This is a genomic window from Haloferax sp. KTX1 (genome assembly GCF_902410085.1).
Lineage (GTDB): Archaea > Halobacteriota > Halobacteria > Halobacteriales > Haloferacaceae > Haloferax > Haloferax massiliensis.
On record NZ_CABPRH010000011.1, the window covers coordinates 1 to 22,227 of the forward strand.

A 22,227-nucleotide genomic window follows, 5' to 3' on the forward strand; every position below is an offset into this window, starting at 1 on the left:
ACAGCTGCAAAAGGCTCTTAGCAACCGCTTCTTTGACTCGCTCGATGAGCTAACAACAGCGATCGACACCGCTCTCGACAAACTCTCTGTTCCTAAAGTGAGTAACTACTTCTAGTGCCTACTATAGTCAGACCGATGTTATCGTCGGACAGCTATCACCGCCCGTTCATCTATTGGCATGGTATCGCGGGCATGCTGCTGCGCTCGGTCCGCCGCGCGAGAGTCGATCATGGCAGACGGGTTCGGCCATCCAGTCTCGCCCGACTCCGTCGACTCCCGTCGCTCGTTCCGTTCCATCGCGTACGCTTTTACTGTTCGCGCGTGTATCTCGGGGTATGACTGACCGAGGTTCGCCGTGTTGTTCCGGCTCCAGGGCCGATATCGACGAGGAGGCGACATCTCACGGCTCTGGGCCGGACGTCTCGCGGCCGACTGTCACCAGCGACTCGACGGCCGCAACCCAGGGGCTGACGCGGATGGTCAAGTTGGACGGTGGGACGTTCGTGATGGGGACGGATTCGGATGCCGGCTTCCCCGAAGACGGCGAGGGGCCCCCCCGCGAGGTCACCGTCTCACCGTTCGCCATCGACAAGTACGCGGTCACGAACGCGGAGTTCCTGCAGTTCGTGCAAGATACCGGCTACACGACGGAGGCGGAGCGGTTCGGGTGGTCGTTCGTCTTCGGGGACTTCGTCGCTCCGGAGGACGACGACGCGGTCGTACAGAGCGTTCCGGCCGCGCCGTGGTGGGTCGCAGTTCAGGGTGCGAACTGGTTGCGTCCGGAGGGGCCGAGTTCGAGCGTGCTGGAGTCGCGGCTTACGCACCCGGTGACACAGGTCTCCTGGAACGACGCGGTCGCGTACGCCGAGTGGGCGGGAAAGCGCCTGCCTACGGAGGCCGAGTGGGAGTACGCCGCGCGCGGCGGCCTCGAAGGAAAGCGGTTCCCGTGGGGCGACGAACTCAAGCCGGACGGCGAGCACCGCTGCAATATCTGGCAGGGTGAGTTCCCCGAGACCAACACCGAGGACGACGGCTCCCTCCAGACGGCCCCCGTCAACGAGTTTTCCCCGAACGGGCACGGACTGTACAACGTCTCGGGAAACGTCTGGGAGTGGTGTGCCGACTGGTTTAGCCCGGACTTCCACACGACCGACGACTACGACCCCCGCGACCCGACCGGTCCCGACGACGGTGACAACCGGGTGATGCGCGGGGGGTCGTATCTCTGCCATCGCTCGTGGTGTAACCGATACCGAGTCGCCGCACGGTCGAAGAACACACCGGACAGCTCGACGGGGAACATGGGCTTTCGATGTGCGGCCGACGTCGAGTAACCCCGGCGACGGGCGTGACACCGCCGTCACGGTCCCGTGCCGCTGCCGAGGGAGTCGACCGCACCGTGGACGAGTTGGACCTTCTCTTCGGGCGTGAGTTCGTCGACTACCGTCTCGACGTCGGCCTTGGCGATTGTCGTCCTTATGGAAAACTCAAGGCTAAAACCCGCCCTTCGGGGCGGGGAGGCTGTCAACGTTCAATCCCGGGAAATCCGCATAAACCGATTGCTAGTCTGATCAGTATTACCGACGGGGGTCGCTCGTCCGGGTTACTCGGCTGCGACACCGTACAGGCCTCTCCGACCGATTGTTCGGGCGGACGGCTTTCCTCGTCCGGAGATATCGCGCGTGTCGTTCGCGTTCGAGTCGCGGTTCCGTGGTGTGATTCGAGTATTACTAACATCTCTCTGATCGAGCCGTCAGCGTGCTCACTCGGTGCCGAAGACGTCTGCAGACGTTGACTCCGAGTGGATTACGGACTTAGATGTGTAATTCAAATCGCCGACGAACAGTTCGTACGAACCGGGTTCGAGCGTCCGGGGCCGTCCGGGTTGACGACCGAGAGGTCGTCGGCGGTGAGCGCCATCGTCCCCGTCCGCGATGGTCTCCGCGGACACGTCGAGCGAGTCGTACGTGAAGGTGAGCACGGGGTGTTCACGGCTCTTTCCATCCTTCTGTGAGTGTCGGTCACCAGTGGACTGTCTCTCGCCCGCCAGAACTGTGCGCAAGATAATGATGTGGATATAGAACAATAACGTGTGCGACGTTCCCCACTTCGTGACTCCTATCAAGAAAAAGTGTATGAAAACAGAATATCTTCCAGGAAAGTCTTGAAATATAAACTCATTTGGACATTCACCGAGCGTATGGGTGATATGTTTCCGGTGGATCGGATCATATTGATGATCGTTGGCGTCAAAATATTCGAAATTATCTCCCTCAGTATTTTCATTCGAACTTTCTCTGACGATTTCGTTTATAAATCACGAACACTGATGAGACGTAGATGTGTTTCTTGCACACGTCAAGCTATACTATTGGTGGGGAAGAGAGCGCCGACAGGCTGTGACGGGTTCGCCGTCTGTGACAATCTCTTCGACTCGTCCGTGGTCGAACAACTGCTCGTCGTCTCCGAACTCCGGGTAGTCGTCGCCGTCCTCGTCGGTCGGCCACGCGCCGAACTGGTCGGGATACAGCTGTTTGGCCGTCATCTCGGTCTGGAACAGGTTCATGAGCGGTCCCTGCCACCGGGTCCCCTGCGGATGAACTGCCTCGGGGTCAAGCCCCGAAGCAGTCGCCTTGTTTTCTCTGTAGACGAGCGCCTGCAGCGAATCGAGTTTGCCGAGGGCGATTCCCATGTCGCCGTAGTTGCTGTAGTACGCCATCCACGTCTCCGGGACGGCGTCGAACTCGACGTCGCCGGCGGGAGCCATCGTCACCGTGTACGACGTGTCTTCTGGCGTGGCCGTCTCAGTCGCCGTCGGTGTCGCGGTCTCGGTCGCCGGTGCGGCATCTGTCTGCGTCGCGGCCGAATCGCGTTGTGAACAGCCGGCGAATAACCCCCCACCGATGACCGCACCGCCGTACTTCACGTACTCTCGTCGCGTCGGTCTCTCACGACTCTTGTCATCACTTGGCACGTGTTTTTAGGGCGGCCTAAATTAATACGATCACTTCGGTTCCGCGGTGGTGACCGACGCTGGTGTCGATTCCGACCCGGTGCGGCCGCTCGGTGTGCGTTCGGTATCGGTCTCAGTTTTAGGGTGTCGACCCGACGACGCCCGGCGTCGAAGCCGAGCTAGGGTTCGGACACGCCGACGACCTGCTTGCCGATGTTGTCGCCGGAGAACAGGCCGAGGAACGCGTCGGGCGCGTTCTCCAACCCGTCGACGACGGTCTCGCGGTGTTCGAGGTCACCCGAGGCGACCCACGACCCGAGCCGTTCGCTCGCCTGCTCGAACCGGGTGGCGTAGTCGCCGATGAGAAGCCCTTGGACCTTCGCGCGCGGCGCGATGAGCTGCGGGAGCTTCCGCGGGCCGGTCGGCACGCCCTCGTCGTTGTAGTGGGCGATCTGTCCGCAGACCGCGACGCGGGCGTCGAGGTTCAGCTTCGTGAACACCGCGTCGGTGATGGGGCCGCCGACGTTGTCGAAGTAGACGTCGACGCCGTCGGGGGCGGCGTCGTCGAGCGCCGCCCGGTAGTCGTCGACCGCCTTGTAGTTGATTGCGGCGTCGAAGCCGAGGTCGTCTGTGAGCCACGCGACCTTCTCGTCGGAGCCGGCGAAGCCGACGACGCGACAGCCGTTGAACTTCGCAATCTGGCCGACGACGGAGCCGACCGCGCCGGCGGCCCCGGACACCACGACCGTCTCGCCGGGCGAGGGGTCGCCCACGTCGAGCAGGCCGAAGTACGCCGTTCGGCCGGGCATTCCGAGCACGCCCAGATAGGCGGGGAGGTCAGCGACGGACGGGTCGACGGGCGCGACCTCGCTGGCGTCGAGGATGCTGTAGTCCGCCCACGCCCCGTTGCCGGTCACGACGTCGCCGGCGTCGTAGGCGTCGCTCTCGCTTTCGACGACCTCGCCGACGACTGCTCCCTGCATCGGCTCGCCGACCGACCACGGCTCGGCGTACGACTCCGCGTCTCGCATCCGGCCGCGCATGTACGGGTCGACGGAGAGGTATCGCACGCGCACGAGGAGTTCCCCGTGTCGCGGCTCCGGCAGGTCCCCCTCGCGGAGTTCGAAGCTGTCCGTGTCCGGCTCTCCCTCGGGTCGCTCGGCGAGAATCCACTCGCGGTTCGAATCGCGCATACCCGAACACGGACCCGCGGACCAAGGACGGTGTCGGTTCCAGCAGCACCGTCCGGTTCGACAGACTGGCGTCGGGCGTCGGCCGGACGGCGCTCCCGTCGCGCGGCCCACCCTCGCCACCTTCGACGAACGACCGCTACACCTTCGCCGAACCAAGCCCCTATTGCGCCGCGCCGACTACGAGACGGCGAACGATGCAGGTCGCAGTCATCGGCGCGAACGGCGGTATCGGACGCGAACTCCTCCCGCGACTCGCGGACGCCGGCCACGACCCCATCGGCGTCGTCCGCGACGAGTCGCAGTTCGAGGCGGTCCGCGACCGCGGCGGCGAGCCGCGACTGGGCGACCTCGAAGGCGACTTCGACGCGGCGCTCGACGGGGCCGAAGCGGTCGTGTTCACCGCCGGCTCCGGCGGGTCGACCGGCGCGGACAAGACGCTCATGGTCGACCTCTGGGGCGCTCGGCGGGCGGTCGACGCCTGTGTCGAGGCGGGCATCGACCGCTTCGTGATGATTAGCTCCGTCGGCGCGGGCGACCCGCTTTCGGGCCCGGAGGCGCTGCGCCCGTATCTGGTCGCCAAGCGCTGCGCCGACGACCACCTCGAACAGTCGTCGCTCGACGCGACGATTCTCCGCCCCACGGCGCTCACCGACGCGGACGGGTCCGGCTCCGTCTCGCTGACCGTCGAGGGTCTCGACGGCGACGCGGCCGAGATACCGCGGGCCGACGTCGCACAGACGGTCGTCGCCTGTCTGGACGTCGACCGGACGGTCGGCGAGACGATGACGCTCACCGGCGGCGAGACGCCCATCGAGCGGGCGCTTCGGGGCGACGATTGAAGTCGGTGACGCGCCCGCGGCCACCGCGGGACCGGACCGATATCAGGCGGTTTCATACCCCCTCGCCGAGCAGCTAACGAAACCGTGAGTACGAATGACGACACGACGGGCACGCGACGCGAGACGCTGGGGATAGTCGTCGGGTTCTTCCTGCTTTCGACGGCGGCCGCGGCCTACGAAATCGCCCCGGCGAGCGTCTTTCCGGCCATTCAGGACTCGCTCGGACTGAGTTCGAGCGCGGCGGGCTGGCTCGTGAGCATCATGTACGCGACGGCGGTCGTCACGAGCGTCCCCGTCGGCGTCGTCCTCGACCGATTCTCCGTGCGCCGCGTGGTCGGACTGGCGACCGTCGCGCTCGTCGTCGCCGGCGGCTGGGGCTGGTACGCGGCCACCGCCGGCGCGTACGGCTGGCTCCTCGCCTCGCGGGTGCTCGGCGGCCTCGCGTACGTCACGTTCTGGAACGCGGGCGCGAACGTCGTCGGCAGCGCCGTCCCCCCGCGACAGCGCGCGACCGCGGTCGGCGTGTTCACCGCGAGCGCGCCCGTCGGATTCGCCCTCGGACAGTTCGGGAGCCCGCTCATCGCCAACGTCGCCGGGTGGCCCGCGATTCTCCCGCTGTACGCCGGGGTCGCGGTCGTCGGGGTCGCGTTCTTCGCGGCCGCGACGCGCCGCCGCGTCCCCGGTGTCGACGCGCCGTCCCCCGACGGGGCGGCGCTCCGCGAACTGTTCGGCAGCCGGGCGGTCTGGACCGTCTGCGCGCTCTGTTTTCTCGCCTACTCGCTGTACCTGTTCGTCAACACGTGGCTGCCGAGCTTCCTCGCCAGCGAGTTCTCGATTTCGCTGGCCGCGAGCGGCCTCCTGACCGCGCTGTTCCCCGCCATCGGGGCGGTCGCGCGGTCGACGAGCGGCGTGGTGACCGACCGCGCGTTCGGCGGTCGCCGCCGCCGCGTCATCGTCTCGTCGTTCGCCGTCGCCACGCCCGCGGTCGTCGCGTTCGCGTTCGTCTCGCGGCTCGGCCTCGTCGTCGGCGCGGTCGTCGTCGTCGGCTTCGCCATCCAGCTCGTGACGGGACTCATCTTCTCGTACATCGCCGAACTCGTCGCTCCCTCGGTGCGAACCACGGCCGTCTCGCTCCTGACGAGCATCGGCCTCCTCGGCGCGTTCGCCGCACCCATCGCCGCCGGTGCTATCATCGACTACGCGGGCTACGCGCCGGCGTTCTTCGCCGCGGGCGGCGTCGCCGTCGTCGGCGTGCTCTTGGCGCTTCGAGCGCCGGAGCCGACTCGGGCGTAAGCCCTCGAACCGCGCTGTTCTCACCCGTCTCAACGCGCTCGATTCGCTCGCCTATTTATATATTAACTATTCAGTCACTTTATGTATGTGGCACACCGACGACTACGTATGGCCCGCGCAGTCAACCCCGTTCGAACCGACTACTCGAACACCCAGATGGGACTCATGGGGACGCTCATCGTCGCTGGAATCGCGGTGCTCATGATACCGTTCGCGCCGTTCATCCTCCTCGGTCTGCTGTGGAGAGCGTTCCACTAGGGACGACGACCACGCGTTGACCGGCGGATATCGGGCACAACGCATTTTATCGACCCGGCCGACCGGCCGGTATGTCCGTTCCCCGCCGAACACTCCTCCACTACTGCGGCCTCGCCACGATTGTCGGGCTCGCGGGATGTGCCGGCTTCGGCACGTCATCCGCCGGTGCGCCCGACCTCGTGCTCGTTAATCAGAACGACGCCCCAATCACTGTCGAGACGACTGTCACCGACGCCACCGGCGAGACGCTGGTCTCCACGCGTCTCGACGTGCCCGTCGTCGAGGGTCACGGTCGTCCGAACGCGTCGATCGACAACGTGTTCGACACCGACGGAACGTACGCCGTCTCGGTCGCCGTGACTGATGGACCGTCGGCCACGACAGAACTTGATGTCGACGGAACTGCTGAGGACACCGACACCCACCAGGTGTACTTCGAGGGCGACGAAATCACCTTCTCGTGACTCCCGGGACGGACCCACGGCCCCGCCGACTCACCACGGGTCTCAACCCCCACCTACCAACAGAACACTCAAACACCCATGTATGTCTAAACTAATATGCAACATTTAATGTGGACTGTCCGGTCGAAATCTCGAATCGGCGTATCATTCGCCATTGAGGCGTCAATTCGACGAGATGGCGTCTCAAATACGTCGCTCGCGTTCTCGGCTCGAACTGCCAGTCGAACATATCCAAAACGAGCTAGCAGCGCATGTGACGTGCTATTTGTAGCTATCTCTCATCTTCTACTTCGACATATCTTTTCGTTGTTACTACTGTTGAATACTCAAAATACTGTCTTGAATGGACGGCCCGTGCGACGATGCTCAGCCGTCGTCGTCACTCCGGCCGTCGGTCGCGAACGCCGCGGTCGGTGGCGAGTTCGGTTGTCTACTGATCGAGGTCGAAGTCGTTCTCGACGAGTTCGACGAGTCGCTCGACGGCCTGCTCGCCGTCGCTGCCGTCGGCGGTGATGACGATTTCCTCGTCCGGGCCGACGCCGAGCGAGAGAACGGCGATGCTGCTTTTCGCGTCTACTTCCGTCTCCCCGCCCGCCTTCCGCACGGAGATGTCCGTCTCGAACTTCGACGCCGTCTGGACGAACATCGACGCGGGGCGTGCGTGGAGACCGGTCTCGTGCGCTACGACTACTGTCGCTGATTTCGCTGCCATCCGTGCCACCATTTCCCACGCCGGTACTAAGGCCTTTCCGCTTGGCGAGCGTTTTTGCCGGCGGACGTGGACTAGTCGCGTGCCATGTTCGCAAGCGCAGCGTATCCAGCGGTAGCTACGAGGGACCGATGAGCGACTGCCGAATCTCGGGCGTCGGCGTGACGCCGTTACGCGGTGTCGGCACGGTCGTCCAGTACGATTCGACGGTCGACCTCGACGAGAGCGAGCGGTCGGCGGCCGACCCCGAAGCTGAGCTTCGGCGGTTCGAGGCGGCACGGGAGACAGCCGCGGACGAACTCGCCCGCGAGCGGTCTCGGACGGCCGAGCGCGTCGGCACCGCAGAGGCGGAGATATTCGACGCGCACCAGCAGTTCCTCGACGACCCGCAGATCACCGAGGGCGTCGAAGCCGCGGTCAGCGAAGGCGGCGTCACCGCCGAGCGAGCCGTCTCGCGGGCGTTCGAGGACCCAATCGCCACGTTCGAGGGGGCAGACGGGATGTTCGCCGAGCGCGCGGACGACCTCCGTGACGTCCGCGACCGGGTGCTCCGTATTCTGCTCGACCGCGACCGGGTCGACCTCTCGGAGCTCCCCGAGGGAACCGTGCTCGTCGCGGAGCGACTCACCCCGAGCGACACCGCACAGTTAGACCCCGACGCGGTCGCCGGGTTCGTCACGGTCGAGGGAGGACGCACGTCTCACGCCGCCATCATGGCTCGGTCGCTGGCGATTCCGGCGGTGGTCGGCGTCGCCCCCGACGCGCTCGACCTCACCGACGGCACGCGTCTCGTCGTCGACGGCACCACGGGCGACGTGACTGTCGACCCGGACGACGACGCCGTCGCCGCGGCGCGAGAATCGAGCGGTGCGACGGTTCGGCACGACCCCGTCACGACGGTCGACGGCCGGCACGTCGAAGTCGCCGCGAACGTCGGAACGCCGCGGGAAGCGGTGGCGGCCGCCGAACGCGGTGCGGACGGCGTCGGGCTCTTTCGAACGGAGTTCCTCTTTCTCGACCGGGAGACGCCGCCGGACGAAGACGAGCAGTACGAGGCGCTCCACGAGGTGTGCGAGGCGTTCGCCGGGTCGCGCGTGGTCGTCCGAACGCTCGATATCGGGGGCGACAAGCCGATTCCGTACGTCGACTCTGCCCCCGGCGACAACCCGTTTCTCGGCGTTCGCGGCGTCCGGTTCGCACCGGGTGAGCGGCCCGAACTGTTCGAGGAACACGTCCGCGCGATTCTGCGCGCGGCCGCCGGTCCGGCGCAACTCGCCGTGATGTTCCCGCTGGTGTCGACGGTGACTGAGCTCGACGCGTTGCTCGACGACGTGAGCGCAATCGCCGCGGAACTCGACGACGAGGGTATCGACTACGAGGTTCCCGAGCTCGGCGCGATGGTCGAGACGCCAGCGTCGGTCTTTCTCGCCCGCGAATTCGCCGAGCGCCTCGACTTCCTCAGTATCGGGACGAACGACCTCACCCAGTACGTGATGGCCGCGGCCCGCGACGACGACCGCGTCGCCTCGTTACACGACCCGCTTCACCCGCCGGTCCTCCGCGCCATCGCGCGGACGGTCGAGGCCGCCCACGAGGGCGACGCCTGGGTCGGCATGTGCGGCGAGATGGCCGGCGACCCGGACCTCACCGAACTGCTCGTCGGACTCGGTCTCGACGAACTGAGTATGAGCGCGGTGACGATTCCCGACGTGAAGGCGGGCGTCCGGGACGTCGACGACGAGTCGGCGGCGGCGCTCGCCGAGGCGGCCCTCAGCGCCGAGACCCGTGAGGACGCGCGAGCGCTCATCGACTGAGCGACCGACGACCGGTCGCTCGTCCGGGGAGAACCGGCCGCCCGAAGCGTGTTCTTTTCAGCCGTCGAAATCGACGCAGCGCTCGACGACGAGGTCGAGCAGGCCGTCGGCGTCGCGGCGCTTCGTCAGCTCGGCGAACTCCTCGGCCTGAAAGAGTTTGGCGAGGTTCGAGAGGAACGACGAGTAGCCCTCGGTATCCGTCACCAGGAGCAACACGACGACTTCGGCGTCGACGCGCTCGTCGGGGTTGTCCATGCTTCGGAAGGCGACCGACTCGCCCGCGGGCGGCAGTCCGAGGAGCACGGCCTGTTCGGAGACGTGGTCGGGGTCGGCGTGGGGGATGGCGATGCCGAAGCCCATCGTCGGGATGTCGAGCCCCGTCGGGTAGTCGGCTTCGCGTGCCAAGAGGGCGTCCGCGTAGCCCTCGTCGGCCCAACCGTGGTCGTAGGCGTACGCGCCGAGTTCCGTGAGGACCGCTTCGTCCGTCTCGCCAGTCAGTTCGAGGCTTTCGGTTCGCATCGATGCATCGTACGCGGGTCTCCGAGAAAAGTGTTGGTACCGGTTCGCCGACGGTTCGGCGAAGCACGGTGGCTCGTCGCGGTCGGGCCGCGGACGCCAACGGGGAACTGTCCGGTCAGTCGTCGGAGCGATTCTCCGCGCCCGCCGTGTCGACGGTCGAGCCGAGTTTGTTGGGAAGGAGGCCGCCGCCCTTGCCGGTGTGACGACGCTCGACGGTCTCCCGCGCCTTCTCTTCGGACGCGCCGGCGACCATGTACATCCGCTGGGGCCACATCCGGAGGGCGACCCAGATACCGAGGACGATGACGAGCCCGACCGCGAGGGCGACCGGCGCCGGGATGAGCGCCAGGATGCCCGTCGCGGGCGACCCCGCGTCAGCGACGGGCGACGTGATGAGCCCGCGACCACCGAGGTCGAAGCCCGCGCTCCCAGCCGCCTGCGTCAGGAGCGGAGCCACCGCGGAGGAGATGTAGTGCAGCGGAATCAGCAGGATGGTGCCCGTGACGACCATCTTCACGATGTTGCCGTTCATGATTGGGACCATCAGCGCGAAGAAGAACGGGAACGTCGCCAGGTCGATGCCCCACAGCACGTCGTTGCCGGGGAGGATGATCGACATCACGATGGCGATGGGGACGATGAGCAGGCTGGACGCGATGACCGACTCGTGGCCGATGAGGATGGCCGAGTCGAGGCCGATCGCCATGTCGCGGTCTTCGAACCGCGAGGTCATGTAGTTCCGAATCGACTCCGAAAGCGGCGTCAGCCCCTCCATGAGGATACCGACCATCATCGGGAGGATGTGCATCACAGCGGCGAACGAGATGCCGGCGGTGAGGATGGCGTACCAGCTCTCGGCGACGAAGAGCGCGTTACTGTAGGCGGCGATACCGATGACGAGCCCGATAGCGAGGCCCACGAAGATGGGTTCGCCGAGGATGCCGAACCGGTCTTGAATCGCGTCGGGGTCGGCTTCGATGTTTCCGAGGGGCGTCTTGTCGACCGCCCAGTGAATCGGAATCGCGGCGACGGCGTACGGCGCCGAGGTCCCGTGCGGGATGGAGATGCCGGGCGTATCGAACGTCTCTTCGACGGCCGGTTGCGTCCAGTCCGCGGCCACGAGGACGAACAGCCCCAGCGTCAGCCCGACTGCAACCGAGTACAGCCAGTTGTTCGTGCTCATGTAGACCAGTCCGCCGATGAAGGCGAAGTGCCAGTAGTTCCAGATGTCCACGTTGAGCGTGTAGGTGAACCCGATTGCGAAGAGGACGAGGTTCATCACGACGAACAGCGGAATCATCCAGACGCCGAGTTCCGCGATACCGAAGGCGATGGCGGCGGCGGCGGGCCAGCCGACGTCGACCGCCGGAAGCGTGATGCCGGTCACCTCGACCATCTGTTGGGCCAGCGGGCTGATGTTCTCGCTGAACAGCCCGATGACGAGATTGATTCCGATGAAGCCGATACCGATGAGGATGGACGAACGCGCCGCCTTCAACACGTCCACCCGGAACGCGAGCGCGATGAGGAAGATGATTATCGGAAGGAGGACGCTCACGCCCAACGACTGGATCACGCTGTTGATGGAATTCAACAGGGAGCTTACACCACTCTGTAAGAATACGTCTGGTACTGCCATGTTATTGACTCACAACCCTGTCTCAGGATGAGGGCGTTCCCACATAAATATTGCTATCGTTCGTGAAAAATCGGCGTCATCGTCGACTCGCCAACCCGTCAGTCTTCGAGCGCCGCGGCGATGTCGTCGAGGACCTCGTCTTGGCCGATGCCGGTCATGAACGCCGTCGTGTGGATGACCGGGATGTCGAACTTGTCTTCGTTGAGTTGCGTCGTGGTGACGATGAGGTCGAAGTTCCCCGAAGAGACCTTGCCGGGGGCCTCCGTCGCCTTCGCCTTGGCGATGGTTCCGATGTCGAGGCCGCGCTCCGGGAGCTTCTCTTTCAGCGCTTCCTTGACGACCGTCGACGTCGCGACCGATGTGCCACACACTACGAGGATATTCTTGGTTGTCATTGACGTGTATTGCACATCATCGATGATCACTAAAAAGATTGCGCCGGTCCGCCGCGCCGCAGTCGCCGAGCGGCGCGTCCCGCCGTTGGCGGTCGTCTCAGGGGAAACTCGCCGCGATGTCGCGGAGGAGTGACTCCGGGTCCGACGCGAGCGACACGGCCGACGCGGCACCGGTCGCGTGACCGCCCTGTTCGAAGGCGAGGCGGACGTCTTCGGCGGTCGAGATGCCGCCGCCGACGAGGACGCGAGTGCGCGGGTTCTCCGTCTCGACCATCGCCACGAAGTCGCGAACGCGGTCGGGGTGGGTCTGCGTGATCGCGCGGTCCGACGAGATGTCTTCGGGCATCTCGTATATCATCGAGTCGGGGTCGAACTCGGCGACTGCGCGGCCCATCTCGATGCTGTCGACGCAGACGACCGAGTCGAGGTCGAGGTCGCGACAGCGCTCGATTTTCCACACGAGGTCGGACAGCGTGTCGCGGTTCTCCGCGTGGTTGATGACGACGCCGTCGGCCCCCGCGTCTGCGACGGTCTCCGGGAGGATTTTCCCCATCCCGCGACCGGGCTCGACGGCGTCCATCGCGGGCGCGGTGACGGCGAGGTCGGTGTGCTCGGTTATCAGCCGGATGTCCGGCAGTTGCGGCGTCAACACGAAGCGCGCGTCGGTCTCCGCCTCTATCGTTTCGAGCATCCGCGCGAACGACAGCGCGTCCTCGCCGCTCGTGTCCGGATACACCTTGAAGTTGACCTGAAAGTGGGGGTACGGGAGGTTCATGGGCGGGTTCGGGCGGTGCTTCGGGAAGTCATAGCAGCGTCTCCGCCTCCTCGATGGTCGCGCCCTCGTGGACGATGGCCGAGAGCGCGTCGATGATGGCCGCGGGGTCGTCCCGCTGCCAGACGTTGCGGCCGAACATCACGCCCTGCGAGCCGGCTTCGACGGCACCGTGAACCATCTCCAGTACCGCTCGGTCCGTCTCGACGGCGGGACCGCCGGCGATGTACGTCGGCACCGGCGCGTTGTGCACGATGCGCTCGAAGCCCGTCGGGGGGTACGGCGTCTTCAGGATGTCCGCGCCGAGTTCGAAGCCCAGACGGTTGGCGTTGACGAGGTAGTCGGTGTCGAACTCGTCGTCGGCGCGCTGGCCCCAGAGGGTCGGCTCGACGATGAGCGGAATCCCCGCGTCGTCGCAGTCTTCGGCCGCGGCGGCGACGAACTCGGCGTTCTCCTTCAGCACGTCGGGACTCTCCCGTCCGAAGACGAGCGCGACCTTCGCGGCGTCGGCCACGTCGGCGCAGCCCTCGACGCTGAATACCTGGGAGTGGATTTCGGCGTTCTCGATGTCGCCCGGCATCGTCGAGTCGTACAGGAGGTCGAGCGTGCCGATGGTGTGGACGTCGGCGGCGTCGATTCGGTCCTCGAAGCGCTTCAGGAACGGCACGCTCGCCAAGATGCCGTCGGGGCCGGCGTCCAACACCGTATCGAGGAGCGCCGCGGGGTCCTCGAACCCATCGAGGGAGCCCCAGTGGAGGCCGTGGTCGATAGCGACAGTCACCGATCGTCCGAGTGGTTGGTCCGTCATGGCTATTGGAGAATCGTCGTGGTAATCGTTCGCTCGCGCGGGCCGCACAGTTCGAAGAACATGACCTCCTCCCAGGTCCCGAGGTCGAGCTCCCCGTCGCGGAGGACGAGTAGGACCGGCCGCTTGATCATCGCGGAGATGAGGTGCGCGTGGGCGTTCGGCTGCTCGCCCGCGGTGATGTGGTCGAGGTCGTGGTAGTAGCCCTCGTCCGGGGGGGCTATCTCCTTGAACTTGTCAATCATGTCGTCGAGGAGCTTCTCTTCGTACTCGTTGGTCGAGAGCGCCGCAGACGTGTGCGGCGTCGACACGTACACGAGTCCATCGGTCACGCCGAGGTCCTCGATGGTCGCTTCCACCTCGGGAGTGACGCTCAGAATCTCGAACCTGCTGTGGCTCTCGATGGAGAAGCTCTCTGTCTGTATCTCCATACTCCGTAGCTCAGAGAGTGAGCGTAAATAGTTTTTGCCGCCCTGTCCCCGAATACGCCACAGCGACCCTATTGCCCCCGATTTCCAGCGCTGACAGTTTCACGCCCGCCGTTCAAACGGTGTCGCCGGTCCGCCCCGCTGTCGCTCCGGACCGAACAGTCGTTCTACTGAATAGAACAAACTATTTAGGACCGTCTCGACGACACACAGTCATGACAGAGAACGCGCCCCACCGGGTCGAAACGAGTCGGAAGACGATTCAGATTCTCGACGCGCTTCGAGAACACGGGTCGAGCAGCGTGACGTTCATCGCCCGAGAACTTGAGATGAACAAGAGCACGGTCCACAACCACCTCAGCACGCTCGAAGCCGAGAAGTTCGTCGTCCGCAACGGGACCGATTACGAACTCAGCCTCCGCCTGCTCGGGTTCGGGGGGTACGTACAGCACCGCCACCCGCTGTATCAGGTGGCGAAGCGCGAGGTCCACCGATTGGCGTCCCAGACCGGCGAGCTGGCGAACCTGATGGTCGAGGAGTACGGACAGGGCGTCTACCTCGCCTCCGAACAGGGCGAGCAGGCGGTCGATTTGGACATCTACCCCGGTCTCAGACGGCCGCTACACGCCATCGGCCTCGGAAAGGCGATACTGGCGCACCTCCCGTCCGAGCGCGTCGACGAGATCGTCGAGGAACACGGCCTCCCCGTGGAGACCGACCAGACCATCACCGACAGAGCGGAACTCGACGCGCAGTTGGCGACGGTCCGTGACCGCGGCTACGCCGTCGACAACGAGGAACTCATCCGAGGGCTCCGGTGCGTCGGTGCGCCCATCATCGCGAAAGACGGGACCGTGCTCGGTGCAATCAGCGTCTCACAACCCGTCAGCCGCACGAACAGCGAACACTTCACCGACGAGGTTCCCGATATCGTTCAGAGCGCCGCGAACGTCATCGAACTTCACGCGAACCACTGAGGATTACGGACCTATATCTGTAATCTACATCTCGGCGACCGCTGCCCGTCTGCGGGGCTTCGTCCACACAGTTCATCTGAAGTGAACGGGCGTTCCCAGATATAGAATACTATGATGGCCGCCGGAGATTGGCGTTTGTCCGCTAACTGCACCAAACCTAGTTAATTATCGTGGAATATCGGTGTCTTCGCTTCGTCTGTCAATCGAACGCGATTCCAGGCCCACCGTGTGACAATCGTTACCAATCGAACGCCGTTGCGGTCGATCGGCCGGACCGCGCCCTCGCGCGCTCGTTGGGTACCATCCTCGGAAGGATTTAATTGCATCCTGTGTGACGGCGTGGTATGGAGAGCCCGCAACTGGTCGGCGTTCATCTCGGTACCGCGAGCGTGCATGTCGACGTGTACAGCACCGACGGCGAACGACTCGCCGGCGGCGAGGCACCCGTCGCCGAGCAGACGACGCTCGCGTGGGAGCGGGCGCTCCACGAAGCGGCGCCGGCGCTCCCGCAGACCGGCATCGGCTCGGTCGCGAGTACGTCGGGGACCGCCGTGCTCGTCGATAAGTACGGCGAGCCGGTGTTTCCCCCGCAGATGTACTTCGATTCCGCGCCCGAACAGGCGTCGAAGCTCCAGGACCTCGACCTCTCCGACCTCTCGATTAACCAGAACATCGCGTTTTCTCCGACCAGTCCGCTTCCGAAGATTCTGAAGCTGCGGGCGGAGTATCCCGACAAGTTCCAGACGGTCGAGTGGATTCTCAGCCCGACGACGTGGCTGTTGTACCGGCTCCGGTTCGACGCGTCGACGCCGTGGCGCGATATCGAGACCGACTGGACGAACGCGTTGAAGTTCGGCGCCGACGTGACGACGCCCCTCCCCACGTGGTTCGAGTCGCTGTTCGAGACGCTCGACCTGCCTCGGTCGCTCTTTCCGGCGATTCGACCGCCGGGGTCGTTCATCGGCGTCGCCGACGGCCAGTTGGCCGAGCGGACCGGCTTCGACGGCGTCAAACTCTTTCAAGGACTCACCGACGGCAACGCCTCGGTGCTGGCGAACGGCGGCGTCAAACCGGGGGACTTCAGCATCACCTTCGGCGCGTCGAGCGTCGTCAAGTACGTCTCGGAGTCCGTCTCGCCCCACCCGGCGCTGTACTACCACCGTCACCCTATCGACGGCTACCTGCCCGGCGCGTCGTTCGACACCGGCAACCTCCTTCGGTGGTTCTTCGACCGCATCCTCAACTGTACGCCGGAGCGCGGGCTCGAACTCGCCCGGCAAGTCCCGAGCGGTCACGGCTACGAGATGTTCCTCAAGGGCAACCGAAGCCCGTTTTTCGACGCCGACGTCGCGGGGTCGCTCCTCGGACTCAACTACGACAACTCCCTGTCGACCGAGGAGGTTCACGGTCGACTGGCGCGCGGGCTCATCACCGGCATCATCCTGACCGAGTGGACCTACATCTCGCTGGTCGAAGAGCACTTCGACACCGACATCGACCGCGTGCTCGTCATCAACGACGGGACGCCGACGCTCGACGGCAACTACGACTGGTGGAACACGCTCCGGGCGTCGATATGGGACCGCCCGGTCGTCGAGATGGAGCCGCGGACGACTGCCGGCGCGGTCATGGCCCCCGCGCTCATCACGTCGATTTACAGCGACGTCGAGACGGCGGCGGAAAACCTCCTCCGGGAGCGCGACGTTATCGAACCGGACCCGTCGGTCGGCGCGGACTTCGATACCCAGAAAGAGACGTACTTCGATCGCTGGCGGGACATCGCGGAGTTCTATCAACGGGAGTGACCCCGACCGCGACGGCGTAGCCCGCCGACTGGACGACAATCGGCCGCGTCGATGGCACGGACGCGGGAACCGTAGACGACCACGTCGCACGCGTGCCGATGCGGTCGAGCGCGTTCTGCGTTTCGTGACCTGACTCTCGGAGTGTTACAAGCGTATATCTGTAATCTATACCGTCCATCGCGCATCCGAGCGAAGCACGTGACCGCCCGACCTGAAACGGTTTCCAACCCACATGGAAAGTGATGCACAGCGACCCCGACCAGCGGCGACCGTTCCAACCGGCGTTGCGGTTCCGCTGGTCGTCCGCTCGCCGCCGAGCCACTCCAACGACGCTCAAAACGTGCGCTCGCGCGGTTATCGCGGACCGAGTCCCCGCGCAGTCCACCCGACACGTCTAGTGCTTTCACCCGGAGTGGAAACGCAAACCTCGACCCAAACCGCTCGTAATCGTGGCATTACAACGCAGCGGACGCCGGAGATGTCCACTTGTCGCACACAGAGGCGGACGTTCAGAAAGTGGTTCCCCGCGTGCAACGGTTCCGTTTCGAGGCGGAGACGCAGAGCCCTCCGCCGAACGGTGGCCGGCGAGACAGCCGACACCCCGGCCCAGGGTCACGTTCTCGACCAGCGTTCGATTCAGCAGTCGTGACTGCGCTAACCTATGCCCCAAACCCAAATATTTAATCAGGGTGGAAATAGTGTGTTATCGTATGGCAACCAACGAACCACGAACGCTTGAGGCGGTTGAGCGGACCCTCGAACTCGTCGAGGCGCTGGTGGAGGAGGACTCGCTGGGGGTAACGGAACTGTCGGAGCGAACCGGACTGCCGACGAGCACCGTCTACGTCCACCTACAGACGCTCCGAGAGAACGATTACGTCGTCAAGGAGGGCAGCAAGTACCGACTCTCGCTTCAGTTCCTCCACTACGGGGGCAAGATCAGAGAGCGGCTTCCGGTCTACCGACACGGGCGAAAGGTCGTCCACGACCTGGCGAAAGAGACCGGTGAACTGGTCAATCTCGCAATCGAGGAGAACGGTCGCGGCGTCGTGATATTCATGGCGCGCGGCGACAACGCCGCCGTCGACCTCGCGCCCGTGGGGAAGCACTCGTACCTCCATCGACCGGCCTTCGGGCGGGCCATCCTCTCGTGTTTCTCCGACGACGAGGTGAACGACATCGTCGACAAGTGGGGGCTTCGAGCGGTCACCGAAAACACCGTTCGCACGCGCGAGGCGCTCTTCGAGGAACTCGACGCCACGCGGGAACGCGGGTACGCTATCGAGCGAGACGAAGGCGACGTCGGCATCAGCTGTGTCGGCGCGCCGATTCAGGACATCGAAGGCAACCCCGTCGGCGCGATCAGCGTGACCGTCCCGTCGAACAAACTCCGTGACGACCGCGTTGAAGAGGAGCTCTCACACAAGATCCTCAACGGGACCAACATCATCGAACTCAAGATAGAACACGCGTAACCGACGATGCGATGTTTCCACGCCAGTTGGAAACGACACCGAAACCACTCGACGGGTTCTCCGCGTTCGTCACGCCCGCTCGACGGCGACGCGGGCGGCGGTTCGAATCGCGTCGACCATGCTGGACTCGGATGCGATTCCCTGCCCCGCGATGTCGAACGCCGTGCCGTGGTCGACGCTCGTCCTGATAATCGGCAGTCCGACCGTCATGTTGACGCCGCTGACGGTGTCGGTACTGTCGAAGCCGAGCATCTTGACGGGGATGTGTCCCTGGTCGTGGTACATCGAGACGACGCAGTCGTAGTCGCCGGCGGCCGCCTTGACGTAGACGGTGTCCGGCGGAATGGGGCCTTCGGCGTCGATGCCCGCCTCGCAAGCCTGTTCGACCGCCGGTTCGATGGCGTCGTCGTCTTCGGTTCCGAGGAGTCCGCTCTCGCCGGCGTGGGGGTTCAGGCCGGCGACGGCGATCGTCGGCTCGTCGATTCCCAAATCGCGTAACCCCTGCGCGGTGACGGTGATGGTGTCGAGGACGTTCTCCATCGTCACGAGGTCGCAGGCCTCGCGGAGCGGGACGTGCGTGCTCACGTGCGTGACGCGCAGTCCCCCCTCGATGAGCATCATCGAGTAGTTGTCCGTCTCGGTGTACGCCGCGAGCATGCCGGTGTGGCCCGCGAATTCGCTCCCGGCCCGCGCCGTCGCCTGCTTGTGAATCGGGGCCGTCGCGATGGCGTCGATGTCGCCCGCGATGGCGAGTTCGATGGCGCGTTCGATGTATTCGAGCGCCGCCCGACCGTACGATTCGTCGATTTCGCCGTGGGCGAGTGACGCGACGTTGTCGAGGTCGAGCACGGACAGCGTCGACGGATCGGCCCGAACGTCAGCGACGGTGTCGACCGCCTCGACGGTCAGGTCGCTCCCGCACTGCGCTACCGCGTGCCGGACCACGTCTGCGTCGCCGACGACGACGAGGTCCGCGTCGTCGGTCACCTGAGCTGCCGCTTTGACGATTATCTCGCTGCCGATACCACCGGGGTCTCCCATCGTCACGCCGACGAGGGGTCTCTCTCTTGCCGTCATCACCGCGTACCGATGAAGTCGAGGCAATTAACTATTGTCGTCGGGTCACCGAACGACCCCGCCTTGGTCACGAGCAGCGTCTCGTCGGCCGGCCCCCCACGGACTCTGGTGAGCGGAACCCCCTCCGCGAGTTCGATTCCCGTCAGGTCGAGCGACGCCGCGTCGAGTTCGTCGAGCACCGCGATGGTCGTCGAGCCGCCGGTCGTGAACAGCCCGGTCAGCGGCCGCGACTCGTGGACTCTTCGGACGGTCGCGCGCAGCGCCGTCGCGATTCGGTCTTTGACGACGTCTTCGCTGATTCCGAGCGCGTCCGCTGTCCGATTCACCGCGTCCACGGCATCGGAAGACGGAGCCGACGTGACGATGGCGAACCCGTGGGTGCGCTGCGCGTCGAGAACCGGGGCGAGCGCGGAAGTCGCGGCCTCTTCGGGGCGTTCGAGCATCGCCTCGGGGTCCAGCGCCACGAGCGCGTCGTCCGGGACTGCGGCGAGTTGCTCGAACGACGTCTCGCTGACGCTCCCAGCGACGCCGAGTACCGCCCCCTCGACCCCGCCCGAGGGTGAGAGCGATAGCGCCCCCGCGAGTCCGCCGCTCCCCGCGTAGGCCACGCCGGCGGTGAGTTGGTCGGCCGCGTCGGCGAGCGACCGAAGGTGCGTCTGAGACATCGCGTCGGCGACGACGACGGTCGGCTCGGTGTGGTGGCCGTGTATCTCGATGAGTCGCGACCGGACGGCCTCCGGTCCCGCGTCTACGACGTCCGTGTGCACCGTTTCGACGGGGTACGGAATCGACGAGAGCAACGCTACGACGGATGACGCCGCGGGGAGGTTCTCCGAGTCGGTGAGCGTCCGGAGGACCGGTTTCCCGTCGACCAGTTGGACGCCGCCTTCCGTCGTCCGTCCGTTCGCGGGGAACGCCGGCGCGAGCAACAGCAGGTCCGGCGTCGCGGCGTCGAGGAGCGCCGTCAGCTCGTCGGCGACGTTCCCGCGGAGCGTCGAGTCGAGTTTCTTGTACAGGACGGGCGCGTCGTGTGCCGTCACGACGGCTCGAACCGAGTCGTACGCCTCCGTCGGCGGCGCTTCCCGCGTCTCCGTGTCGACGACGAGAACGTCGCAGTCCGCCGGTGCGCTCGGGTCGAACACGACGTTCGTCCGATACCCCCGACTGGCGAATTGGCTCCCGGTGTCGTTCGCTCCGGTGATGTCGTCTGCGATGACGACAGCATTCAACTCGGTCATACCGTCTGGTTCCGCCCCGCCCCCATGAATGTTCGGCCGTTCTGTGCTACATGTCAACAATAGTTAGAAATGTATTTACATTACAATCATGAAGCAGATTTCATGGCATCGAACGAATGCCGAGACAGCGAGAGGAGTGTCACCCGACGCAGGAACGTCCTGAGAGCCGTCGGCGGTTCAGCGGTCGCCGGGCTAGCGGGGTGTATCGGCGGCGGCGGTGGCGGCTCGGAGTCAACACCGACAGAGGGCAGCACGACCGGTTCGGTACAGGAAAACGGTTGGCCGGACTACAGCGGGCGCGAGATGCGCGTCGTCACCGACGAGTGTTCGGACGTGTTCAAGCGCGTCTGGGAGGACGCGTTCGCCGAGTTCGAAAACAAGACGGGCGCGTCCGTCACCCTCGAATGCGGCGCAGAGGGCCAGAGCATCCAAGAGCGCATCATTCAGCTCATTCAGTCCGGCAACCCGCCGGAGCTGTTCCCGACGTCGGTGACGCAGTCGACGCAACTCCAGAACCAGGGGACGCTCGCGCCGATGACCGATTTGGTCGAGACGGTCACGGACCGACTGGGCATGCCCCACGAGCGGTCGTTCCTCGAACGCGACGGCGAGCACTACACGATTCCGTTCTTCGCGATTCCGTACCTACAGTGGTACCGAGAGGACGTCGCCGAGTCGACGCCGGACTCCTGGGAGAACATGCTCGGCTGGATGGAGGAAGCCAGCAACTCCGACGAGGTGACCGACGCGACGCTGCTCCCGTGGTCGACGCACTACTGTAGCGAACTCGTCGCCCAGTGCTTCCTCCGGAGCAACGGCGCGAACATGGCGACTCGGAACGACGACGGCGAGGTCGTGGTCTCTATCGACCAGGGAGAGAACCGCGAGCGCTGGATCGAGATGCTCGAATTCCGCAAACAGCTCCAGCCGTACACGGGTCCCGGCTCGGACATCGGTTGCGAGGAGCGAATCAACGCGCTTCACACCGAGTCGTCGGCGCACACGACGTACGGCGGTGCGCGGCCGAAGATTCAGTCGATCGAACGCGACCGCGACTTCCACCAACACATCCGCGCCGAGCCGATTCCGGGCCCCGACGGCCCCGGGGAGTTCTTCGGCGTCATCAAGTCCATCTGCTCGTTCCAGGGGTCGAACACGGACATGGCGAAGACGTTCCTCGACCAGTTCATCTTCCAGCCGGAGTACTACGAGCGCTACATCAACATCCAGAACGCGCCGCTGTACCCGAAACAAAAAGAGGAGATCGACATGCGGGAGAAGCTCCCGGACTCCTACACCGACGAGGATATCGCGGCGTGGAAGTCCGTGACCGACGCGATTCCGCCGGCGCACGAGACCAGCCCGCCGAACCCCTACGTCGATTCCATCTTCACGACGCGACCGGGGTCGACCGCCGTCTCGCTCGTGATCAGCGAGGACATGGACCCAGGAGAGGCGGTCGACCAAGTCGCCGAGAGCGCCCGCGAGTCGCTGAACCAGGCGAAAGGGCCGTAACGACGCGTGAATCTCATCACAGACACCGACGCCGGGGTCCGTCGTCTCGACGTGCCGAA

At 65.1% G+C, this 22,227-nt stretch carries 20 protein-coding genes and 2 pseudogenes; 11 read left to right on the forward strand and 11 right to left on the reverse strand.

Annotated elements, in window-relative coordinates:
* Nucleotides 1–115, forward strand: a pseudogene (locus FY251_RS15905) (IS630 family transposase); the annotation flags it as partial.
* Between the two features lie 220 nt (nucleotides 116–335).
* Nucleotides 336–1,334, forward strand: a complete 999-nt coding sequence (locus FY251_RS15910) for a formylglycine-generating enzyme family protein (protein WP_148416064.1) — start codon at nucleotides 336–338, stop codon at nucleotides 1,332–1,334.
* A gap of 1,034 nt (nucleotides 1,335–2,368) precedes the next feature.
* Here the strand turns inward: FY251_RS15910 and FY251_RS24245 are convergent.
* A pseudogene (locus FY251_RS24245) lies at nucleotides 2,369–2,608 on the reverse strand (hypothetical protein); the annotation flags it as partial.
* A gap of 524 nt (nucleotides 2,609–3,132) precedes the next feature.
* On the reverse strand, nucleotides 3,133–4,146 hold the full coding sequence (locus tag FY251_RS15920; protein WP_148416066.1) for an NADP-dependent oxidoreductase: 1,014 nt from the start codon (nucleotides 4,144–4,146) through the stop codon (nucleotides 3,133–3,135).
* Between the two features lie 194 nt (nucleotides 4,147–4,340).
* Between FY251_RS15920 and FY251_RS15925 the strand changes: the two genes are divergently transcribed.
* The 4 genes from FY251_RS15925 (at nucleotide 4,341) to FY251_RS15935 (ending at nucleotide 7,000) form a co-directional block, all read left to right on the forward strand.
* The gene (locus tag FY251_RS15925) at nucleotides 4,341–4,985 is read left to right on the forward strand and encodes an SDR family oxidoreductase (protein WP_148416067.1); all 645 of its coding nucleotides are present in this window, start codon (nucleotides 4,341–4,343) and stop codon (nucleotides 4,983–4,985) included.
* Between the two features lie 84 nt (nucleotides 4,986–5,069).
* Nucleotides 5,070–6,278, forward strand: coding sequence for a nitrate/nitrite transporter (locus FY251_RS15930; protein ID WP_148416068.1), 1,209 nt, complete (start codon nucleotides 5,070–5,072; stop codon nucleotides 6,276–6,278).
* A gap of 108 nt (nucleotides 6,279–6,386) precedes the next feature.
* On the forward strand, nucleotides 6,387–6,536 hold the full coding sequence (locus tag FY251_RS22640; protein WP_008575170.1) for a hypothetical protein: 150 nt from the start codon (nucleotides 6,387–6,389) through the stop codon (nucleotides 6,534–6,536).
* A 71-nt stretch (nucleotides 6,537–6,607) separates the two neighbouring features.
* Nucleotides 6,608–7,000 carry a hypothetical protein gene (locus FY251_RS15935; RefSeq protein WP_148416069.1) on the forward strand — a complete coding sequence of 131 codons (393 nt, stop codon included), beginning with the start codon at nucleotides 6,608–6,610 and terminating at the stop codon, nucleotides 6,998–7,000.
* 430 nt (nucleotides 7,001–7,430) lie between these two features.
* Here FY251_RS15935 and FY251_RS15940 read toward each other — a convergent pair whose 3' ends face one another.
* Complete coding sequence (locus tag FY251_RS15940; protein ID WP_148416070.1) at nucleotides 7,431–7,712, reverse strand: HPr family phosphocarrier protein; 282 nt, start codon at nucleotides 7,710–7,712, stop codon at nucleotides 7,431–7,433.
* Between the two features lie 128 nt (nucleotides 7,713–7,840).
* Here FY251_RS15940 and ptsP point away from each other — a divergent pair, with 128 nt between their 5' ends.
* Nucleotides 7,841–9,523, forward strand: coding sequence for a phosphoenolpyruvate--protein phosphotransferase (ptsP, locus tag FY251_RS15945; protein WP_148416071.1), 1,683 nt, complete (start codon nucleotides 7,841–7,843; stop codon nucleotides 9,521–9,523).
* Nucleotides 9,524–9,580: 57 nt separating this feature from the next.
* Here ptsP and FY251_RS15950 read toward each other — a convergent pair whose 3' ends face one another.
* The 6 genes from FY251_RS15950 to FY251_RS15975 all read right to left on the reverse strand — a co-directional run bounded on the left by FY251_RS15950 (nucleotide 9,581) and on the right by FY251_RS15975 (nucleotide 14,084).
* Nucleotides 9,581–10,042 carry a PTS sugar transporter subunit IIA gene (locus tag FY251_RS15950; protein WP_148416072.1) on the reverse strand — a complete coding sequence of 154 codons (462 nt, stop codon included), beginning with the start codon at nucleotides 10,040–10,042 and terminating at the stop codon, nucleotides 9,581–9,583.
* 115 nt (nucleotides 10,043–10,157) lie between these two features.
* Complete coding sequence (locus FY251_RS15955; RefSeq protein WP_089776735.1) at nucleotides 10,158–11,600, reverse strand: PTS galactitol transporter subunit IIC; 1,443 nt, start codon at nucleotides 11,598–11,600, stop codon at nucleotides 10,158–10,160.
* 179 nt (nucleotides 11,601–11,779) lie between these two features.
* Nucleotides 11,780–12,076 carry a PTS sugar transporter subunit IIB gene (locus FY251_RS15960; protein WP_089776734.1) on the reverse strand — a complete coding sequence of 99 codons (297 nt, stop codon included), beginning with the start codon at nucleotides 12,074–12,076 and terminating at the stop codon, nucleotides 11,780–11,782.
* 97 nt (nucleotides 12,077–12,173) lie between these two features.
* Nucleotides 12,174–12,851 (reverse strand): triose-phosphate isomerase, encoded by a 678-nt coding sequence (locus tag FY251_RS15965; protein ID WP_148416073.1) that lies wholly within the window; start codon nucleotides 12,849–12,851, stop codon nucleotides 12,174–12,176.
* 28 nt (nucleotides 12,852–12,879) lie between these two features.
* A complete protein-coding gene (locus tag FY251_RS15970) occupies nucleotides 12,880–13,656 on the reverse strand; it encodes a class I fructose-bisphosphate aldolase (protein WP_148416074.1) in 777 nt (258 codons plus the stop codon).
* A gap of 2 nt (nucleotides 13,657–13,658) precedes the next feature.
* Nucleotides 13,659–14,084 carry a secondary thiamine-phosphate synthase enzyme YjbQ gene (locus FY251_RS15975; RefSeq protein ID WP_004967184.1) on the reverse strand — a complete coding sequence of 142 codons (426 nt, stop codon included), beginning with the start codon at nucleotides 14,082–14,084 and terminating at the stop codon, nucleotides 13,659–13,661.
* 212 nt (nucleotides 14,085–14,296) lie between these two features.
* On the opposite strand from FY251_RS15975, the gene FY251_RS15980 reads away from it, so the two are divergent.
* From FY251_RS15980 to FY251_RS15990, 3 genes are all read left to right on the forward strand, one after another.
* On the forward strand, nucleotides 14,297–15,058 hold the full coding sequence (locus FY251_RS15980) for an IclR family transcriptional regulator (RefSeq protein WP_148416075.1): 762 nt from the start codon (nucleotides 14,297–14,299) through the stop codon (nucleotides 15,056–15,058).
* 344 nt (nucleotides 15,059–15,402) lie between these two features.
* Nucleotides 15,403–16,863, forward strand: a complete 1,461-nt coding sequence (locus FY251_RS15985; RefSeq protein WP_148416076.1) for an FGGY family carbohydrate kinase — start codon at nucleotides 15,403–15,405, stop codon at nucleotides 16,861–16,863.
* A gap of 710 nt (nucleotides 16,864–17,573) precedes the next feature.
* Nucleotides 17,574–18,338, forward strand: coding sequence for an IclR family transcriptional regulator (locus FY251_RS15990; RefSeq protein ID WP_042666443.1), 765 nt, complete (start codon nucleotides 17,574–17,576; stop codon nucleotides 18,336–18,338).
* A 69-nt stretch (nucleotides 18,339–18,407) separates the two neighbouring features.
* Here FY251_RS15990 and pdxA read toward each other — a convergent pair whose 3' ends face one another.
* A complete protein-coding gene (gene pdxA / locus FY251_RS15995) occupies nucleotides 18,408–19,415 on the reverse strand; it encodes a 4-hydroxythreonine-4-phosphate dehydrogenase PdxA (RefSeq protein ID WP_148416077.1) in 1,008 nt (335 codons plus the stop codon).
* A complete protein-coding gene (locus FY251_RS16000; RefSeq protein ID WP_148416078.1) occupies nucleotides 19,415–20,653 on the reverse strand; it encodes a four-carbon acid sugar kinase family protein in 1,239 nt (412 codons plus the stop codon). The genes pdxA and FY251_RS16000 overlap by 1 nt, the downstream gene beginning before the upstream one ends.
* Nucleotides 20,654–20,755: 102 nt before the next feature.
* Between FY251_RS16000 and FY251_RS16005 the strand changes: the two genes are divergently transcribed.
* Nucleotides 20,756–22,168 (forward strand): ABC transporter substrate-binding protein, encoded by a 1,413-nt coding sequence (locus FY251_RS16005; RefSeq protein ID WP_255516723.1) that lies wholly within the window; start codon nucleotides 20,756–20,758, stop codon nucleotides 22,166–22,168.
* Nucleotides 22,169–22,227 lie beyond the last annotated feature (59 nt).